The 14,074-nt window shown below is 43.8% G+C and carries 12 protein-coding genes and 11 tRNA genes; 21 read left to right on the forward strand and 2 right to left on the reverse strand.

Going from position 1 to position 14,074, the window contains the following annotated elements; genetic code table 11:
* Window positions 1–30: 30 nt before the first annotated feature.
* The gene (gene rnt, locus SSED_RS09580) at window positions 31–702 is read right to left on the reverse strand and encodes a ribonuclease T (RefSeq protein ID WP_012142197.1); all 672 of its coding nucleotides are present in this window, start codon (window positions 700–702) and stop codon (window positions 31–33) included.
* A 141-nt stretch (window positions 703–843) separates the two neighbouring features.
* Here rnt and SSED_RS09585 point away from each other — a divergent pair, with 141 nt between their 5' ends.
* From SSED_RS09585 to SSED_RS09685, 21 genes are all read left to right on the forward strand, one after another.
* Window positions 844–1,713 (forward strand): flagellar protein MotY, encoded by an 870-nt coding sequence (locus SSED_RS09585; RefSeq protein ID WP_041421621.1) that lies wholly within the window; start codon window positions 844–846, stop codon window positions 1,711–1,713.
* 640 nt (window positions 1,714–2,353) lie between these two features.
* Window positions 2,354–4,507 (forward strand): prolyl oligopeptidase family serine peptidase, encoded by a 2,154-nt coding sequence (locus SSED_RS09590; RefSeq protein ID WP_041421623.1) that lies wholly within the window; start codon window positions 2,354–2,356, stop codon window positions 4,505–4,507.
* 165 nt (window positions 4,508–4,672) lie between these two features.
* Window positions 4,673–5,071 carry a tol-pal system-associated acyl-CoA thioesterase gene (gene ybgC, locus SSED_RS09595; protein ID WP_012142200.1) on the forward strand — a complete coding sequence of 133 codons (399 nt, stop codon included), beginning with the start codon at window positions 4,673–4,675 and terminating at the stop codon, window positions 5,069–5,071.
* Window positions 5,061–5,750 (forward strand): protein TolQ, encoded by a 690-nt coding sequence (gene tolQ / locus SSED_RS09600; protein ID WP_012142201.1) that lies wholly within the window; start codon window positions 5,061–5,063, stop codon window positions 5,748–5,750. The genes ybgC and tolQ overlap by 11 nt, the downstream gene beginning before the upstream one ends.
* Complete coding sequence (tolR, locus tag SSED_RS09605) at window positions 5,750–6,184, forward strand: protein TolR (protein ID WP_012142202.1); 435 nt, start codon at window positions 5,750–5,752, stop codon at window positions 6,182–6,184. The genes tolQ and tolR overlap by 1 nt, the downstream gene beginning before the upstream one ends.
* Before the next feature lie 3 nt (window positions 6,185–6,187).
* Window positions 6,188–7,147: a cell envelope integrity protein TolA gene (tolA, locus tag SSED_RS09610; protein ID WP_012142203.1), complete on the forward strand. Its 960-nt coding sequence runs from the start codon at window positions 6,188–6,190 to the stop codon at window positions 7,145–7,147.
* A gap of 10 nt (window positions 7,148–7,157) precedes the next feature.
* Window positions 7,158–8,486, forward strand: a complete 1,329-nt coding sequence (gene tolB / locus SSED_RS09615) for a Tol-Pal system beta propeller repeat protein TolB (RefSeq protein WP_012142204.1) — start codon at window positions 7,158–7,160, stop codon at window positions 8,484–8,486.
* A gap of 33 nt (window positions 8,487–8,519) precedes the next feature.
* Window positions 8,520–9,059, forward strand: a complete 540-nt coding sequence (pal, locus tag SSED_RS09620; RefSeq protein WP_012142205.1) for a peptidoglycan-associated lipoprotein Pal — start codon at window positions 8,520–8,522, stop codon at window positions 9,057–9,059.
* Window positions 9,060–9,079: 20 nt separating this feature from the next.
* Window positions 9,080–9,808, forward strand: coding sequence for a tol-pal system protein YbgF (gene ybgF, locus SSED_RS09625; RefSeq protein ID WP_012142206.1), 729 nt, complete (start codon window positions 9,080–9,082; stop codon window positions 9,806–9,808).
* Between the two features lie 182 nt (window positions 9,809–9,990).
* A tRNA-Lys gene (locus SSED_RS09630) sits at window positions 9,991–10,066 on the forward strand.
* Between the two features lie 70 nt (window positions 10,067–10,136).
* Window positions 10,137–10,212: transfer RNA gene (locus SSED_RS09635), tRNA-Lys, on the forward strand.
* Window positions 10,213–10,327: 115 nt separating this feature from the next.
* Window positions 10,328–10,403 (forward strand) — tRNA-Lys (locus SSED_RS09640).
* Between the two features lie 65 nt (window positions 10,404–10,468).
* A tRNA-Lys gene (locus SSED_RS09645) sits at window positions 10,469–10,544 on the forward strand.
* Window positions 10,545–10,659: 115 nt separating this feature from the next.
* A tRNA-Lys gene (locus tag SSED_RS09650) sits at window positions 10,660–10,735 on the forward strand.
* 60 nt (window positions 10,736–10,795) lie between these two features.
* A tRNA-Lys gene (locus SSED_RS09655) sits at window positions 10,796–10,871 on the forward strand.
* Between the two features lie 194 nt (window positions 10,872–11,065).
* Window positions 11,066–11,141, forward strand: a tRNA-Lys gene (locus SSED_RS09660).
* 51 nt (window positions 11,142–11,192) lie between these two features.
* A tRNA-Lys gene (locus SSED_RS09665) sits at window positions 11,193–11,268 on the forward strand.
* Between the two features lie 194 nt (window positions 11,269–11,462).
* Window positions 11,463–11,538: transfer RNA gene (locus SSED_RS09670), tRNA-Lys, on the forward strand.
* 52 nt (window positions 11,539–11,590) lie between these two features.
* Window positions 11,591–11,666: transfer RNA gene (locus SSED_RS09675), tRNA-Lys, on the forward strand.
* A 232-nt stretch (window positions 11,667–11,898) separates the two neighbouring features.
* Window positions 11,899–11,995: transfer RNA gene (locus SSED_RS09680), tRNA-OTHER, on the forward strand.
* Window positions 11,996–12,523: 528 nt separating this feature from the next.
* Window positions 12,524–13,666: a DcaP family trimeric outer membrane transporter gene (locus SSED_RS09685; protein WP_012142207.1), complete on the forward strand. Its 1,143-nt coding sequence runs from the start codon at window positions 12,524–12,526 to the stop codon at window positions 13,664–13,666.
* A 109-nt stretch (window positions 13,667–13,775) separates the two neighbouring features.
* Here the strand turns inward: SSED_RS09685 and SSED_RS09690 are convergent, their stop codons facing one another.
* Window positions 13,776–14,045 (reverse strand): GrxA family glutaredoxin, encoded by a 270-nt coding sequence (locus SSED_RS09690; RefSeq protein ID WP_012142208.1) that lies wholly within the window; start codon window positions 14,043–14,045, stop codon window positions 13,776–13,778.
* Window positions 14,046–14,074 lie beyond the last annotated feature (29 nt).

A 14,074-nucleotide genomic window follows, 5' to 3' on the forward strand; every position in this document is an offset into this window, starting at 1 on the left:
GCTAATATGCCAATATCTATAGTTACTCAGTTACGCTTCACTTTCCGTTTCGAGTGTCGACTCATCGGGCGTGGCTAATGGCCAACCGCCTAATGCCTTCCAACGGTTAACGATTAAGCAAAAAAGCTCTGCGGTGCGCTCGGTATCGTACAAGGCAGAATGGGCTTCATTATTGTCGAAGGGAATACCGGCAATTGAACAGGCTTTTGCAAGGACGGTATGCCCTATGGCTAATCCCGCAAGAGTCGCGGTATCGAAGGTGGCAAAAGGATGGAAAGGTGTTCTTTTTAGTCCGTTACGTTCGACAGCTTTTGAAACAAAGCCATGATCGAATGCCGCATTATGCGCTACGATTATACTGCGGTGACAGCCAGCGGCTTTTTGCGCTTTCTTAACTTCTTTAAAGATCTCTAAGAATGCTTCCTTTTCGCTGACAGCACCACGAAGCGGGTTAGTTGGATCGATACCGGTGAAAGCGAGTGCTTCGGGCTCCAGGTTTGCTCCCTCAAAAGGTTCGATATGGTAGTGCAGAGTCTTGTCTAAACCGAGTACACCTTCGTCATCCATTTTTAGCATGGTGACGGCGATTTCAAGCAACGCATCTGTTTGGGCATTGAACCCGGCTGTCTCAACATCGATGACAACGGGAAAATAGCCTCGAAAACGGTGATTTAATTTATTGGCGTCGCAAATTTCGCTCATTAAAATGTCCAAATAGTTAGCAGGCCGCTATTATGCTGCAACTGGGTATTGCTGTCATGTTCGAATGTTCATATTATGAGCTAAAGGTATAGAAAAATGTGCCGATAGCATTAAGTAATGGAATTAATAAGAGTGCTGTGTATGTGGCTTAGAGTATTGTTGGCGTTGACACTGTGTATGCCTTTGTTTGCTAATGCAGAGTTGCGTCATTATGTTGCCTCTCTCGATCAATCCCAATGGAAACTCAGTGATAGTACCCCCATTATATGTCGCCTTGAGCATGATATTCCCTCCTATGGTAAAGCGGTATTCACAAGCACAGCAGGCAAAGATCATAATCTGAATTTCAGTTTAGATATGTGGGTAAAGCCAGATCAAGTGACTCAGGCTAAGTTAATGAGCCTGGCTCCGGCGTGGCGCCCCGGAATTCTCTCTAAAGAGATAACTGAGCTCAGTTATCAGAAGTATTTTAGTGGTGAAGTGCCCAGAAATGCTGCCTGGTCTATGTTAGCCGAGTTAGAGAGAGGGATGCAGCCCACCTTCTATTATGCTGACTGGTATAACCGATCGAATAAAATTGCTGTTGGGCTATCGGCCGTTAACTTCAACCGAAAATATGGTGAGTTTAAATCTTGCTTAGCCGGTTTATTGCCATACAGTTTTGATGATATTGCGTTTACCGTTTTGACCTATGAATTTGGTGGAGCAGAGTTGACGCGCTACGCCAAGGCGCAGATTGCTAAAATTCAAGAGTACCTTGCCTATGATCCTGAGGTTGAACTGGTATTGATCGATGCTTACACCGATAGTTACGGTGGCCGTTCAATTAACCAAAAAGTATCCGAGGAGAGAGCTGATTCTGTAAAGAACTTCTTCCTGTCTGCGGGGATAACACAAGAGAGAATTCATACCGTTGGCCATGGTGAGCGCCACCATGTGGCATCGAATGATACCATCGATGAGCGCTCTCGAAACAGGCGAGTCGTTATTAGAATTAGTAAACCTATGTAGACCCGTTTATCGCGAGCTTCTCAGGTAAATCTATCTGGCTGCTTTACAACTTGGAATGCCCAACCTTAGCGTTGGGCTTTTTTATGCTCGTAGAGAGCTATTCAAGAGTTGGGAGTTCAATACAAAAATTCAGACAAAAAAAAGCCCACTTAATAAATTAAATGGGCTGCAAAATATGTATTGCAATCAACAAATTGAAGGAAGGAAGTCAAGCATAAGAACCAGGGATAAAATTCACGTGTAAACACGGGAATTAAGAGTTCTTGTTTTCATATCTGCCAGGCAGACACTTCCAGAAAACGAGGTGAATTATAGGGTTCGTCCTCTAAACTAACAAACTAGAAAAATTGCATTCTTGCATTAGTTTTTCTTATGTTGCTAAGTGTGATCTTGGTCGGTAAATTCAATTGTGAAGCTGGTTTGCGGGTGTTTAAGCAGAATTTTTGCATAATTTGACGGTTCAAATAAATAATCCATGTTACAGATTTATTAATCCGGGTTTGGTAACAAGGGTTTCCTTAAAATTTTTCTTTCATTGCCATCATTTTTTTTGCTTGTATAGTACTTCGTTAATTGAGGTTTTCCCTCCAATAATAACAATATCTATAATTCCAATAATATCTGCATCAGGATGGCAATGATGGTATTTAAATCAATACTTAAAAAACAGCACATTTTAATGGCTGGAGTCGGCATCGCGTTAATGGGGTGTCAGGCAACGACGACTGAGAAGCAAGTCTCATCTCCTCAAATTCCCTCGCCGGCAAGCACGATAGAGACAATACACGGTGTACAGGTCGCGGATCCGTATCGTCACCTCGAAGTGGAGTCTGAGGAAACGACAAACTGGGTAAAAGCGCAACAGGCCGATGGGCATGCCTATCTGGCAGGAATTAAAAATAAGCAAGCGATTGTCGACCGTATTACCGAGCTTTGGAATTATGAAAAAGTGTCAGCGCCTTTCGAGCACGGTGATAATACTTTTTACTATCGAAATGATGGCCTCCAGGCTCAATCAGTTTTGTTTGTAAAGGGAGCGGATGGGAAAGAGAAGGTACTTCTCGATCCGAATACGCTTTCTTCTGACGGTACGGTTGCCTTATCAGGGGTTTCCGTCAGCGGCGATGGTAATACCTTAGCTTATGGTGTTTCAAATTCTGGTTCAGATTGGCAGCAATGGCAATTTGTCGACATTGCCAGCGGAACTAAGTTAAATGACGAACTTAAGTGGATTAAGTTCTCGGGTGCCGAGTGGAGTAAGGATAACGGTGGCGTCTATTACGCACGGTATGATGCACCCGCCGGCGGTAACCTGCTTGCCGATGTGAATTTTAATCAGAAAGTGTACTTTCATAAAATAGGTACCGATCAGAGTCAGGATAAACTGGTCTATGAGCGGCCACAGAATAAAGATTGGGGCTTCGGAATCGAAGTGTCTGAAGCGGGTGACTACCTGTTGCTATCCATCTCTCAGGGAACGGATAGTCGTAACCGCTTTTTCTACAAGAGCCTGGAGAAGGACGCTGATGTCGTTGAGCTTATCATCGATCTGGAAGCTGAATATAGCTTCCTGGGAAATGACAAGTCGATTTTTTACTTCAAAACGGATCTCGATGCACCGAATGGTAAAGTCATTGCGATAGATGTGAATAAGAGTGATAAGTCTAATTGGCACACGATAATTCCTGAGTCTACCGATCCCATAAGCAGTATCTCGATTATTAACGACCATCTGGTTGTCAGTTATCTGCACGATGTACTAGGCAAGCTCTCTATCTTCAGTTTGAGCGGTGATAAGAGACAAGATGTGACTCTCCCCGGAAAAGGTAAAGTTGCCGGTCCCTATGGGAAGCGCAGCAAAGACTATTTCTATTATGTCTTTAATAGTTATGCTCAAGCCAAAACGACTTACCGATTTGACTTTAAGACGGGCAGCTCGACCTTATTTACCGAACCCAAAGTGTCATTTAACCCCGATGATTATGTCTCGGAGCAGGTTTTTTATAACAGCAAAGATGGCACTCGTGTGCCTATGATGATCTCTTATAAGAAAGGGTTGCAGAAAACCGGAGACAATCCCACTTTACTCTATGCCTATGGTGGATTTGCTATCTCATTAACGCCTAGATTTAGCCCTGCAAATATTGCGTGGATGGACCTTGGTGGTGTGTATGCGGTGCCGAACTTAAGAGGTGGCGCCGAATATGGAGAGAGCTGGCATCAAGCCGGAATGCTGGATAAAAAACAGAATGTGTTTGATGATTACTATGCAGCAGCTGAGTATCTGGTCGAGCAAAATTACACCAACAAGAGTAAGTTAGGTGCATATGGCCGAAGTAACGGTGGCTTGTTGATGGGAGCAACACTAACGCAGCGTCCGGAACTGTTTGCGGCAGTCCTTCCGGCAGTCGGCGTACTTGATATGTTGCGTTTCCATAAGTTCACCATAGGTTGGGCTTGGACCAGCGAATATGGTAGTGCAGATGTGGCCGAGCAATTTCCTGCACTGCTGGCTTACTCTCCTTATCATAATGTTACCGAGAGAGCATACCCTGCGACTATGGTCATGACTGCGGACCATGACGACAGGGTTGTACCTCTGCACAGCTTTAAGTTTGGCGCTATGCTGCAAGCCAAGCAAAAAGGCAATGCACCCATCATCATGCGCATAGAGTCGAAAGCCGGACACGGAAAGGGCAAACCAACAGCCATGAAGATTGATGAATTTGCCGATATTTATAGTTTTCTTTTCGATAGCTTTGGTCTGAAAATACCGGCAAAAATTAACCAATAGTCACTAAAAAGTGAAATGAGTTAAAAAGAGGAGCAATGGCTCCTCTTTTTTATGAACAAAAATTTACGAAGATAGTGATCCTAGCCTGCTGAGAAGCATTCACAATTTCATTTGGGCTAGGTATAGTAGCCCTCTGTTTTAAATCATTGATTGGCATTTATACTCATGTTTCGCTGGCCTATTTCAGTCTATTACGAAGATACCGATGCCGGTGGTGTCGTTTATCATTCAAATTATCTTAATTTTTTTGAACGAGCCAGAACCGAATGGTTGAAAGATATGGGAGTGAAACAGACCGCTCTGTTAGCTGAAGATATTGCGTTTGTTGTCAAGAAGGCCGAATTGGATTTTTGTAAACCTGCGAAGTTCGAACAGGACCTTATTGTAGAAACTGTTGTCACAAAGATTAAGAAAGCGTCGTTGATGTTTAATCAACGTCTAGTCGATAAGCAGGGCGTTTTATATTGTGAAGGTAACATCTTAGTTGCTTGTATCACTTTATCTTGTATGAAACCTCGTGCCATTCCCCAAAATATTGCTCAGGAGTTTACAGGTGGAAGCTGATATTTCGTTTATTGGATTATTTTTACAAGCCAGTTTGTTGGTCAAGTTTGTGATGTTAACCTTACTGAGTTTGTCAGTGATCTCATGGGCTGTGATTATTCAGCGCCGCCGCTTGTTAACAACGGCGAAGCAAAGCTCCATTAAATTTGAAGATAGATTTTGGTCTGGTGTCGATCTCAACAAGCTTTATAAAGAAATATCTGCTCGACAAGATGGAAATGAAGGTCTGGAAGCCCTGTTCCATACCGGATTTAAGGAATATGCGAGATTAAGTAAGTTAAATGGCAAGGTCCCTGCGGCGGTGATGGATGGTAGCTATCGAGCGATGAGGGTATCTCTGTCAAGAGAGATGGAAAAGCTTGAAACTCATCTTCCTTTGCTAGCGACCATAGGTTCAACGAGTCCTTATATCGGCTTATTTGGCACGGTATGGGGGATCATGAACTCCTTCATCGCCCTTGGTGCAGTCGAAAATGCGACGCTTGCCATGGTCGCGCCAGGTATTGCTGAGGCATTGATTGCTACGGCGATGGGCTTATTTGCCGCTATTCCTGCCGTTATTGCTTATAACCGCTTTACCACTCAGGTCGATAGTATTGAGATGTCCTATGCAAACTTCATGGAGGAGTTTTCAAGTATTTTACACCGCCAAGCGTACAGCGAAAAGGATGAAGGCTAATGCAGCAGGGCTATCAGCGAAAGCGCCGTCGTCCGGTGGCTGAGATCAATGTGGTGCCATACATCGACGTGATGTTGGTCTTGTTGATTATTTTCATGGTGACAGCCCCCATCGTGACTCAGGGGGTTAAAGTCGATCTTCCTCAAGCCTCTTCGGAGGCTTTACCCGCAGACAGTAAACCACCCGTTGTGGCTTCAATCGATGCCGATGGGGATTATTTTCTGGATGTAGGGAGCTCAAGCGATCGACAAACACTCGATTTAGAAGAGATCGCAATCAGAGTTGGGGCCATTATTCAGCTAGAGCCGGAGCGCCCGGTTGTGGTCAAAGCCGATAGAAGCATCGCTTATGAGAAGGTCATTCAGCTCATGGTGACCTTACAAGGTGCCGGTGTGCCTTCGGTCGGGTTGATGACAGATTCACCTGAGGAGTAGTCGGTGACAGATAAAGCAAATTTTACGTTACCTCTGGTGATTTCAGCTGGCATTCATATTGGCGTGTTAGTTATTCTCGCATTGGGTGTCGATTTTTCTGAACCCCCAAAACCTCAGCCACAGGCGAGTGCCCCTGCTGTACAAGCCGTTGTGGTGGATCAGAAAAAAGTGGCTCAGCACGTTGAGAGACTTAAAGCCGAAAAAAGAGAAACTGAGCGCAAGGAGAAAGCCAGACAAGATGATTTAGAGCTTAAGGCGAAGGAAGCTCGCCAGGAGCGAGAGCGTGAACAGGCTCAAATTAAAAAGCTCGAAAAACAACGTAAGCAAAAAGAGATAGAAACGAAAAATGCCGCAGCGGCTGCAAAGGCGGCTCAATTAAAAGAGAAGCAAGCCAAGGATAAAGCACAAAAAGCAGAAGCTGACAGAAAACAGAAAGAGAAAGAACGCAAAGCCTCTGAAGTGGCAGCAAAAAAAGCCGCTGAAAAACGTAAGCAGGAAGAAGCTGCGGCGAAAAAAGCAGCCGATGAGCGTAAGCGTAAAGAGGAGGCGGAACGCAAACGTAAGGCTGAAGCCGAGCGTAAGCGCAAAGCTGAGGAGCAGGCTCGTCAACAGCAAGAGCAGATGATGCAAGATGCCTTAGCTGCCGAGCAGGCCGCACTGTCTCAGACACGTAATAAGCAAGTAATGACTGAAGTTCAGCGTTATACCAGCATGATTAGGGCGACTATTCAGCGAAACCTTGTTGTCGATGAGTCGATGCGAGGTAAGAGCTGTCGTATATTTATTCGTTTAGCGAATGACGGGTTTGTCACCGCCAATAAAATATTGTCGGGTGATCCGGTTGTATGCCGAGCGACTAAAACGGCGATAAATAAAGCCGGTCGGTTGCCTGTGTCGAGTGAGCCAGATGTTTATAACAAATTAAAAGAGATTAATTTAACTGTTCAACCTGAATTTAATTAAAAGGAGTCATATGAAGACTTTTGGAAAATGGCTCGTCTTAGGGCTGGTTATATTAAGCTCACCTGTAAGAGCGGCACTGGATATCGTGATAACCGAAGGTATCGATGCGGCGAGGCCTATCGCAGTGGTTCCTTTTGTCTGGCAAGGGCAGGGACCCGCACCGCAGCAGATCTCTGATGTCGTTATGTCTGATCTGACTCGAAGTGGCACGTTTAAAACCTTGGATGAGCTGAGTCTGCCGCAACGAAACATTAGTGCTATTTCTCAGTTTCAAGCTAAAGATTGGGCGAATGTTGGTGCCGAAGCTGTGGTCATGGGGGCGATTAAGCCTTATGGCGAAGATAAATATTTGGTGAGCTTCGACCTGGTCGATCTTGTAAAAGCACAGATGCAATCGGGTACGGGCCCTCAGTCAAAACAGGAGTTCTTGATTGATAGTCGCGAAACCGTTATTTCATCTGCTCAGTTCAGACAATATGGTCACCGCATTAGTGATATTATCTACGAAAAGCTAACGGGTATCCGTGGTGCTTTCTTGACTCGCATTGCTTATGTTGTCGTTAAGCATGGTGAGAAGTCACCGTACCAGTTGATGATTTCAGATTACGACGGGCATAATGAACAGATGCTGTTACGCTCTCCGGAGCCCTTGATGTCACCATCATGGTCGCCCGATGGACGACAGCTTGCTTATGTGAGTTTCGAAAACAAAAAAGCGGAAATTTTCATACAGGATATTTATACGCAATCTAGAAGTAAAATTACCAGCTTTGCCGGAATCAATGGCGCCCCTGTTTTTTCTCCCGATGGAAAAAAACTGGCTTTGACTCTGTCTAAAGACGGCCAACCTGAGATTTATGTCGTTGATATCAGCACTAAAGCACTTAAACGTGTCACAAATCATTATGCTATCGATACAGAGGCATCTTGGTTTCCTGATGGAAAATCTTTGATCTTCACCTCGGAGCGCGGCGGTCGCCCTCAAATTTACAAAGTGACACTGGCCTCTGGTAAGGTGCAAAGAATGACATTTGAAGGGGAGTGGAACTTAGGTGGTTCAATTCTACCTGATGGTCGAAGCATGATTTTTGTGAACAGAACAAATGGTAAATATAATATTGCCAGAATGGATCTGGAAACACGCTTTATGCAGGTACTGACATCGACACGTCTTGATGAATCACCTAGCGTAGCACCAAATGGAACTATGGTGATTTACGGAACGACCTACCAAGGTAAGCAAGTTTTAGCAGCGGTTTCAACGGATGGACGATTTAAAGCCCGACTGCCAACGGGTCAAGGGGAAGTTAAATCACCTTCTTGGTCACCTTTTCTCTAATATATTAACGATAAAGAATAATAAGGATTAAAAATGGATCTCAATAAGCTGTTTAAAGCGATGCTGGTTGCTCTTCCTATCATGGCTATCAGCGCTTGTAGTTCAACTTCTGAGTCTGAAACCGATGCGACTAGCTCAACTTCAGGTTCTGGAAGCGAATTATCAACGGGTAGTGGAGTAGAAACTGGCGGTGTTGCGCCAATACTAACGCCAGAAGAACAACAGCGTTTGAAGTACCAAGAGCTACGTAAAGAGCATGTCATCTATTTCGATTTCGATCGTAGTTCTGTTTCTATGCAATTTGCCGAAGTATTACAGGCTCATGGCAACTACCTGGTAGAACATCCTAATGTTCGCTTAATGATTGAGGGACATGCCGACGAGCGTGGTACTCCAGAGTACAATATTGCACTTGGCGAAAGACGTGCTAAAGCTGTGGCAAAGTACCTACAAGGTATGGGCGTATTGCCAAGTCAGATGAGTATCGTGAGCTACGGTGAAGAAAAACCACTCGATATGTCTCGTACAGACGATGGTTTTGCCATTAACCGTAGAGCTGTCTTAGTTTATTAATTTAGTTGTTAAGGTTTTTTATGAAAAGTGCCGTATTAACTACGGCAATTCTTCTCAGTATCGGTGTGGCAACTGCTGCACCCGCTCCGGTTGCTGATGCAACCGGTGGTTCAAACGATGAAAGAATTGCGCGTTTAGAAAGGATCTTAAAGGCGAAGCAGCAATCTGAGTTTCAGACGCAGCAACGCTTGGATGTGTTGCAGCAAGAGGTGCTTGACCTGCGTGGTCTGAATGAGCAACAAAGCTATCAAATTGAACAGATGTTGCAGCGTCAACGTCAGCTCTATGAAGATATTGCCAATCTATCGGCCAAGCCAACGCAGCTCCCTGCAGTCACTTCATCTTCAGAGGTTAACCCTTCTGCATCATCTACGTTAGGTGAAACAGCGAGCTATGAGCATGCTGTTAACTTGGTTCTTAAGCAAAGAAAGTATGATGAAGCGATTCCGGCCTTTAGTGATTTTATCAAGCAATACCCAAATTCGACTTATGCGGCTAACGCTAATTACTGGTTAGGGCAGCTTTTATATAATAAAGGGGAGTTTGTCACGGCTAAGAAGGCGTTTGAAACGGTAGTAAATCAATTTTCTGAGTCTAATAAGCGCGGAGACAGCTTGGTTAAGCTAGGAATGATCGCTGAGAAGACTGGAAATATCTCTTCGGCTAAAGTTTATTACCAGAAAGTCGTCAAAGAGTACGCAAATAGTGCCGCAGCACGTATTGCGAAGCAGCAGTTGGCTGCTCTTTAATCTGAATTTATTCAAGAAACATACTCTTAGTCTGTTTTTCATGCAAACAACAAAAAATGCAAAATTTGCACTTGCAAGAGAAGATGAAAAAGGTATTATAGGCGCCCTTAGAGCGGCAGAGTCGCTTGAGGGTCTACGGATTAAGAAGTTTTAACTGTAGATTAAGTTCTTCGGAACTCGATGGGTCGTTAGCTCAGTTGGTAGAGCAGTTGGCTTTTAACCAATTGGTCGAAGGTTCGAATCCTTCACGACCCACCACTTCTTTGAAAGTGTACGATACTCAGGTTTGAGTCATAAGTCGTTAAATTCAAAGCGCAATACCAAGTAAGGGCCGTTAGCTCAGTTGGTAGAGCAGTTGGCTTTTAACCAATTGGTCGAAGGTTCGAATCCTTCACGGCCCACCACTTCTTTGAAAGTGAATAACTTAAGTCATGCTTTGGTTATTAAATTCAAAACCACTCTTCTGAAAGTGGACTCATCATTAAGGTGAATGAGCAAATTCAGAATGATTTACCAGAAGGGCCGTTAGCTCAGTTGGTAGAGCAGTTGGCTTTTAACCAATTGGTCGAAGGTTCGAATCCTTCACGGCCCACCACTTTTTCTGAGGTGGATCTACTTAGCGTTTGAAAGTAGATGAATTCAGACATGTAATACCAAGAAGGGCCGTTAGCTCAGTTGGTAGAGCAGTTGGCTTTTAACCAATTGGTCGAAGGTTCGAATCCTTCACGGCCCACCACTTCTTTGAAAGTGAATAACTTAAGTCATGCTTTGGTTATTAAATTCAAAACCACTCTTCCGAAAGTGGACTCATCATTAAGGTGAATGAGCAAATTCAGGATGATTTACCAGAAGGGCCGTTAGCTCAGTTGGTAGAGCAGTTGGCTTTTAACCAATTGGTCGAAGGTTCGAATCCTTCACGGCCCACCACTTTTTCTGAGGTGGATCTATTTTTATAGTAGATGAATTCAGAAATGTAATACCAAGTAAGGGCCGTTAGCTCAGTTGGTAGAGCAGTTGGCTTTTAACCAATTGGTCGAAGGTTCGAATCCTTCACGGCCCACCACTTCCTTTAAGTGACTAAAAATAAAGAAAGGTTGGAAAGATGTTAGCTCAGTTGATGCTTTATAATAAGAGCGCAGTTGGCTTTACTCTTAACTACCACATTGGTCGAAGGTTCGAATCCTTCACGGCCCACCACTTTTTCTGAGGTGGATCTATTTTTATAGTAGATGAATTCAGAAATGTAATACCAAGTAAGGGCCGTTAGCTCAGTTGGTAGAGCAGTTGGCTTTTAACCAATTGGTCGAAGGTTCGAATCCTTCACGGCCCACCACTTCTTTGAAAGTGTACGTTTTCGTAGAATTCAAAGCGCAATACCAAGTACGGGTCGTTAGCTCAGTTGGTAGAGCAGTTGGCTTTTAACCAATTGGTCGAAGGTTCGAATCCTTCACGACCCACCACTTCCTTTAAGTGGCTATAAATAAAGAAAGGTTGGAAAGATGTTAGCTCAGTTGATGCTTTATAATAAGAGCGCAGTTGGCTTTACTCTTAACTACCACATTGGTCGAAGGTTCGAATCCTTCACGACCCACCACTTTTTCTGAGGTGGATCTATTTTTATAGTAGATGAATTCAGAAATGTAATACCAAGTAAGGGCCGTTAGCTCAGTTGGTAGAGCAGTTGGCTTTTAACCAATTGGTCGAAGGTTCGAATCCTTCACGGCCCACCACTTCCTTTGAAAGTGTACGTCTTCGTAGAATTCAAAGCGCAATACCAAGTACGGGTCGTTAGCTCAGTTGGTAGAGCAGTTGGCTTTTAACCAATTGGTCGAAGGTTCGAATCCTTCACGACCCACCACTTTGGTGGCACTCCTCAGTTTTATCTAGTCTGCTAAATAATCCATCAAATAGAAATACTCCTTAAAACTATATAGATCGTTAGCGTAGTTGGCTTTACTCTTACTCTCTTTTTATAAATAGTCCACATTGGTCGAAGGTTCGAATTCTTCACGGCCCACCACTTCTTAGAAAGTGTACGATACTCAGATTTTAGTAATAAGTCGTTAGATTCAAAGCGCAATACCAAGTACGGGTTGTTAGCTCAGTTGACTCTTTTAAAAACAACAGGCAGTTGGCTTTACTTTTTTAACCAATTGGTCGAAGGTTCGAATCCTTCACGGCCCACCACTTTGGTGGCACTCCTCAGTTTTATCTAGTCTGCTAAATAATCCCTCAAATAGAAATACTCCTTAAAGCTATATAGATCGTTAGCGTAGTTGGCTTTACTCTTACTCTCTTTTTATAAATAGTCCACATTGGTCGAAGGTTCGAATCCTTCACGGCCCACCACTTTGGTGACATCCTTCAGATTTATCCAGTTACCTCATCTTAGTTAAATAACTCTTATACCGATTGGTATTAGATAGTAATCTCCATTAAACAGAAAATGTGTCGTTAGCCCAGTTGACTTGCTCTTTCTTGCAATTTTTGTAGTCATTGTTCGAAAGTTAGCCCCATCTGACGTCATCACTACCAAACAAAATAGTTTCAATTTCCTCATCACTTACTCTTACAGTTTTTATCTTTTTAGAGTGCCAATAGTCAATTAGCACCTTCTGTAATACTTTTGATTGATAGACGTTTTGCTAATGTTGATTGCTTGTTAACTCCGTCATATTGATTCTGATAATAATATAATGATGAGGGAGATAAACAATGAAACATGCAAACTTAAGCCTTGTAGCCGTTGCGACTATGATGGCTGTAAGTGTGAGTGCACAAGCTGGAGATACAGAATTCAAATTTGGTGGATATGTAAAAACGGATGTCATGTTCAGTGATTACAGTAATGGCGCCCCGGACTCTGGAAATCTATCTAGGCAGTTCTATGTTCCCGGAACCATTTATGGTGTCAGTGGTAACGGTGAGCAAGTTGTCGATTTTCAGGCCCGCGAGTCACGTTTTAACTTCAAAACCAGCACAGATCTTGATGGTCATAAGTTAAGTGGGTTCATCGAGCTTGATTTTATGACTCATGCAGATGGTAATGAGCGTGTTTCAAATAGTTACTCTCCTCGAATTCGTCATGCCATTGTAAGCTTCGATAACTGGACAGTGGGTCAGACCTGGAGTACGTTCCAAAACCCCGGCGCGCTTCCTGAGAACTTAGATTTTGTCGGCGCGGCTGAAGGTACGCCGTTTGTGCGTCAGTCTTTGGTTCGCTATACCAATGGTGGCTTCCAGTTTGCGGTAGAGAACCCAGAGACTACTGTTACTCCATTTGAGGGCGGTTCACGCATCACCAGTGGCAGTGGCATGGTTCCGGATTTTGTTGCTCGCTATAATTTTAAAACAGAGGGGGGCGCTAAATTCACCGTTGCAGGTTTAGCGAGGCAGCTTAACATTGAGAAAGATAACCTCGATACTCAGGAGATGGGTTATGGGGTCAGTTTTACCGGTGTGATTCCGGTTGGTAGTGACGATATCAAACTTTCAGCGACAGCTGGTGACGGTATGGGCCGCTATATGGCACTTAACTATGCTAATGCAGGTGTCTTAGATGAAAATGGTGATATTCAGACCATCAGCTCCTACGGTGGCTTTGCTTCATATCGCCATTGGTGGAATGATAAGTGGCGTTCAAGTTTCACTGTTTCCGGCTTTAAGGCCGATAATGATGTCGCGTTAACTGGTGGCGCAGTGAATGAAGAGTCCTATTCAGGTTATGTGAACTTACTCTATTCACCGGTTAAGCCTTTGACCGTCGGTGTTGAGTATATGTATGCAGAAAACACGAAGCAAAACGGTGATAGCGGCGAGTTAAACCGCGTTATTTTCTCGGTAAAATATGTGCTTTAATCATACCAATCGGTAATAGATTTACACCATTAAAAAAGGAGGCTTAGGCCTCCTTTTTATTTCATCTAAAATAAATCTGTTCTTGAAGCTAGCCGTTAGACGTAATGTCTTATGCTGGCTGTGTCAGAAGCTGATTTTCTCTTACAAATTGTTCGAATTCGGTGCAGCCACCTACGTGCTCTTTATCGACGAAAATCTGCGGAACAGTCTCAACAGGCTTACCTACCGTTTTTTCAAGATCGGCCTTGCTGATCCCTTCGGCATGAATATCGACATACTTGAATTTAAAGTCTTCTCGAGCTTCAACAAGTTGCTCTGAAAGTTGTACCGCTCTAACACAGTATGGGCAGCCTGGACGGCCAAAAATTACGACAAACATATTTGCTCCTGAGAATTTATACGCGTACT

Origin of the sequence: Shewanella sediminis HAW-EB3 (genome assembly GCF_000018025.1) — a bacterium.
GTDB classification, from domain to species: domain Bacteria; phylum Pseudomonadota; class Gammaproteobacteria; order Enterobacterales; family Shewanellaceae; genus Shewanella; species Shewanella sediminis.

Bases quoted from the DNA above. Each gene is read 5' to 3' on its own strand.
- rnt (WP_012142197.1), bottom strand. From the start codon at position 702: ATGAGCGAAATTTGCGACGCCAATAAATTAAATCACCGTTTTCGAGGC.
- SSED_RS09585 (WP_041421621.1), top strand. From the start codon at position 844: ATGTGGCTTAGAGTATTGTTGGCGTTGACACTGTGTATGCCTTTGTTT.
- SSED_RS09590 (WP_041421623.1), top strand. From the start codon at position 2,354: ATGGTATTTAAATCAATACTTAAAAAACAGCACATTTTAATGGCTGGA.
- ybgC (WP_012142200.1), top strand. From the start codon at position 4,673: ATGTTTCGCTGGCCTATTTCAGTCTATTACGAAGATACCGATGCCGGT.
- tolR (WP_012142202.1), top strand. From the start codon at position 5,750: ATGCAGCAGGGCTATCAGCGAAAGCGCCGTCGTCCGGTGGCTGAGATC.
- tolB (WP_012142204.1), top strand. From the start codon at position 7,158: ATGAAGACTTTTGGAAAATGGCTCGTCTTAGGGCTGGTTATATTAAGC.
- pal (WP_012142205.1), top strand. From the start codon at position 8,520: ATGGATCTCAATAAGCTGTTTAAAGCGATGCTGGTTGCTCTTCCTATC.
- ybgF (WP_012142206.1), top strand. From the start codon at position 9,080: ATGAAAAGTGCCGTATTAACTACGGCAATTCTTCTCAGTATCGGTGTG.
- SSED_RS09685 (WP_012142207.1), top strand. From the start codon at position 12,524: ATGAAACATGCAAACTTAAGCCTTGTAGCCGTTGCGACTATGATGGCT.
- SSED_RS09690 (WP_012142208.1), bottom strand. From the start codon at position 14,045: ATGTTTGTCGTAATTTTTGGCCGTCCAGGCTGCCCATACTGTGTTAGA.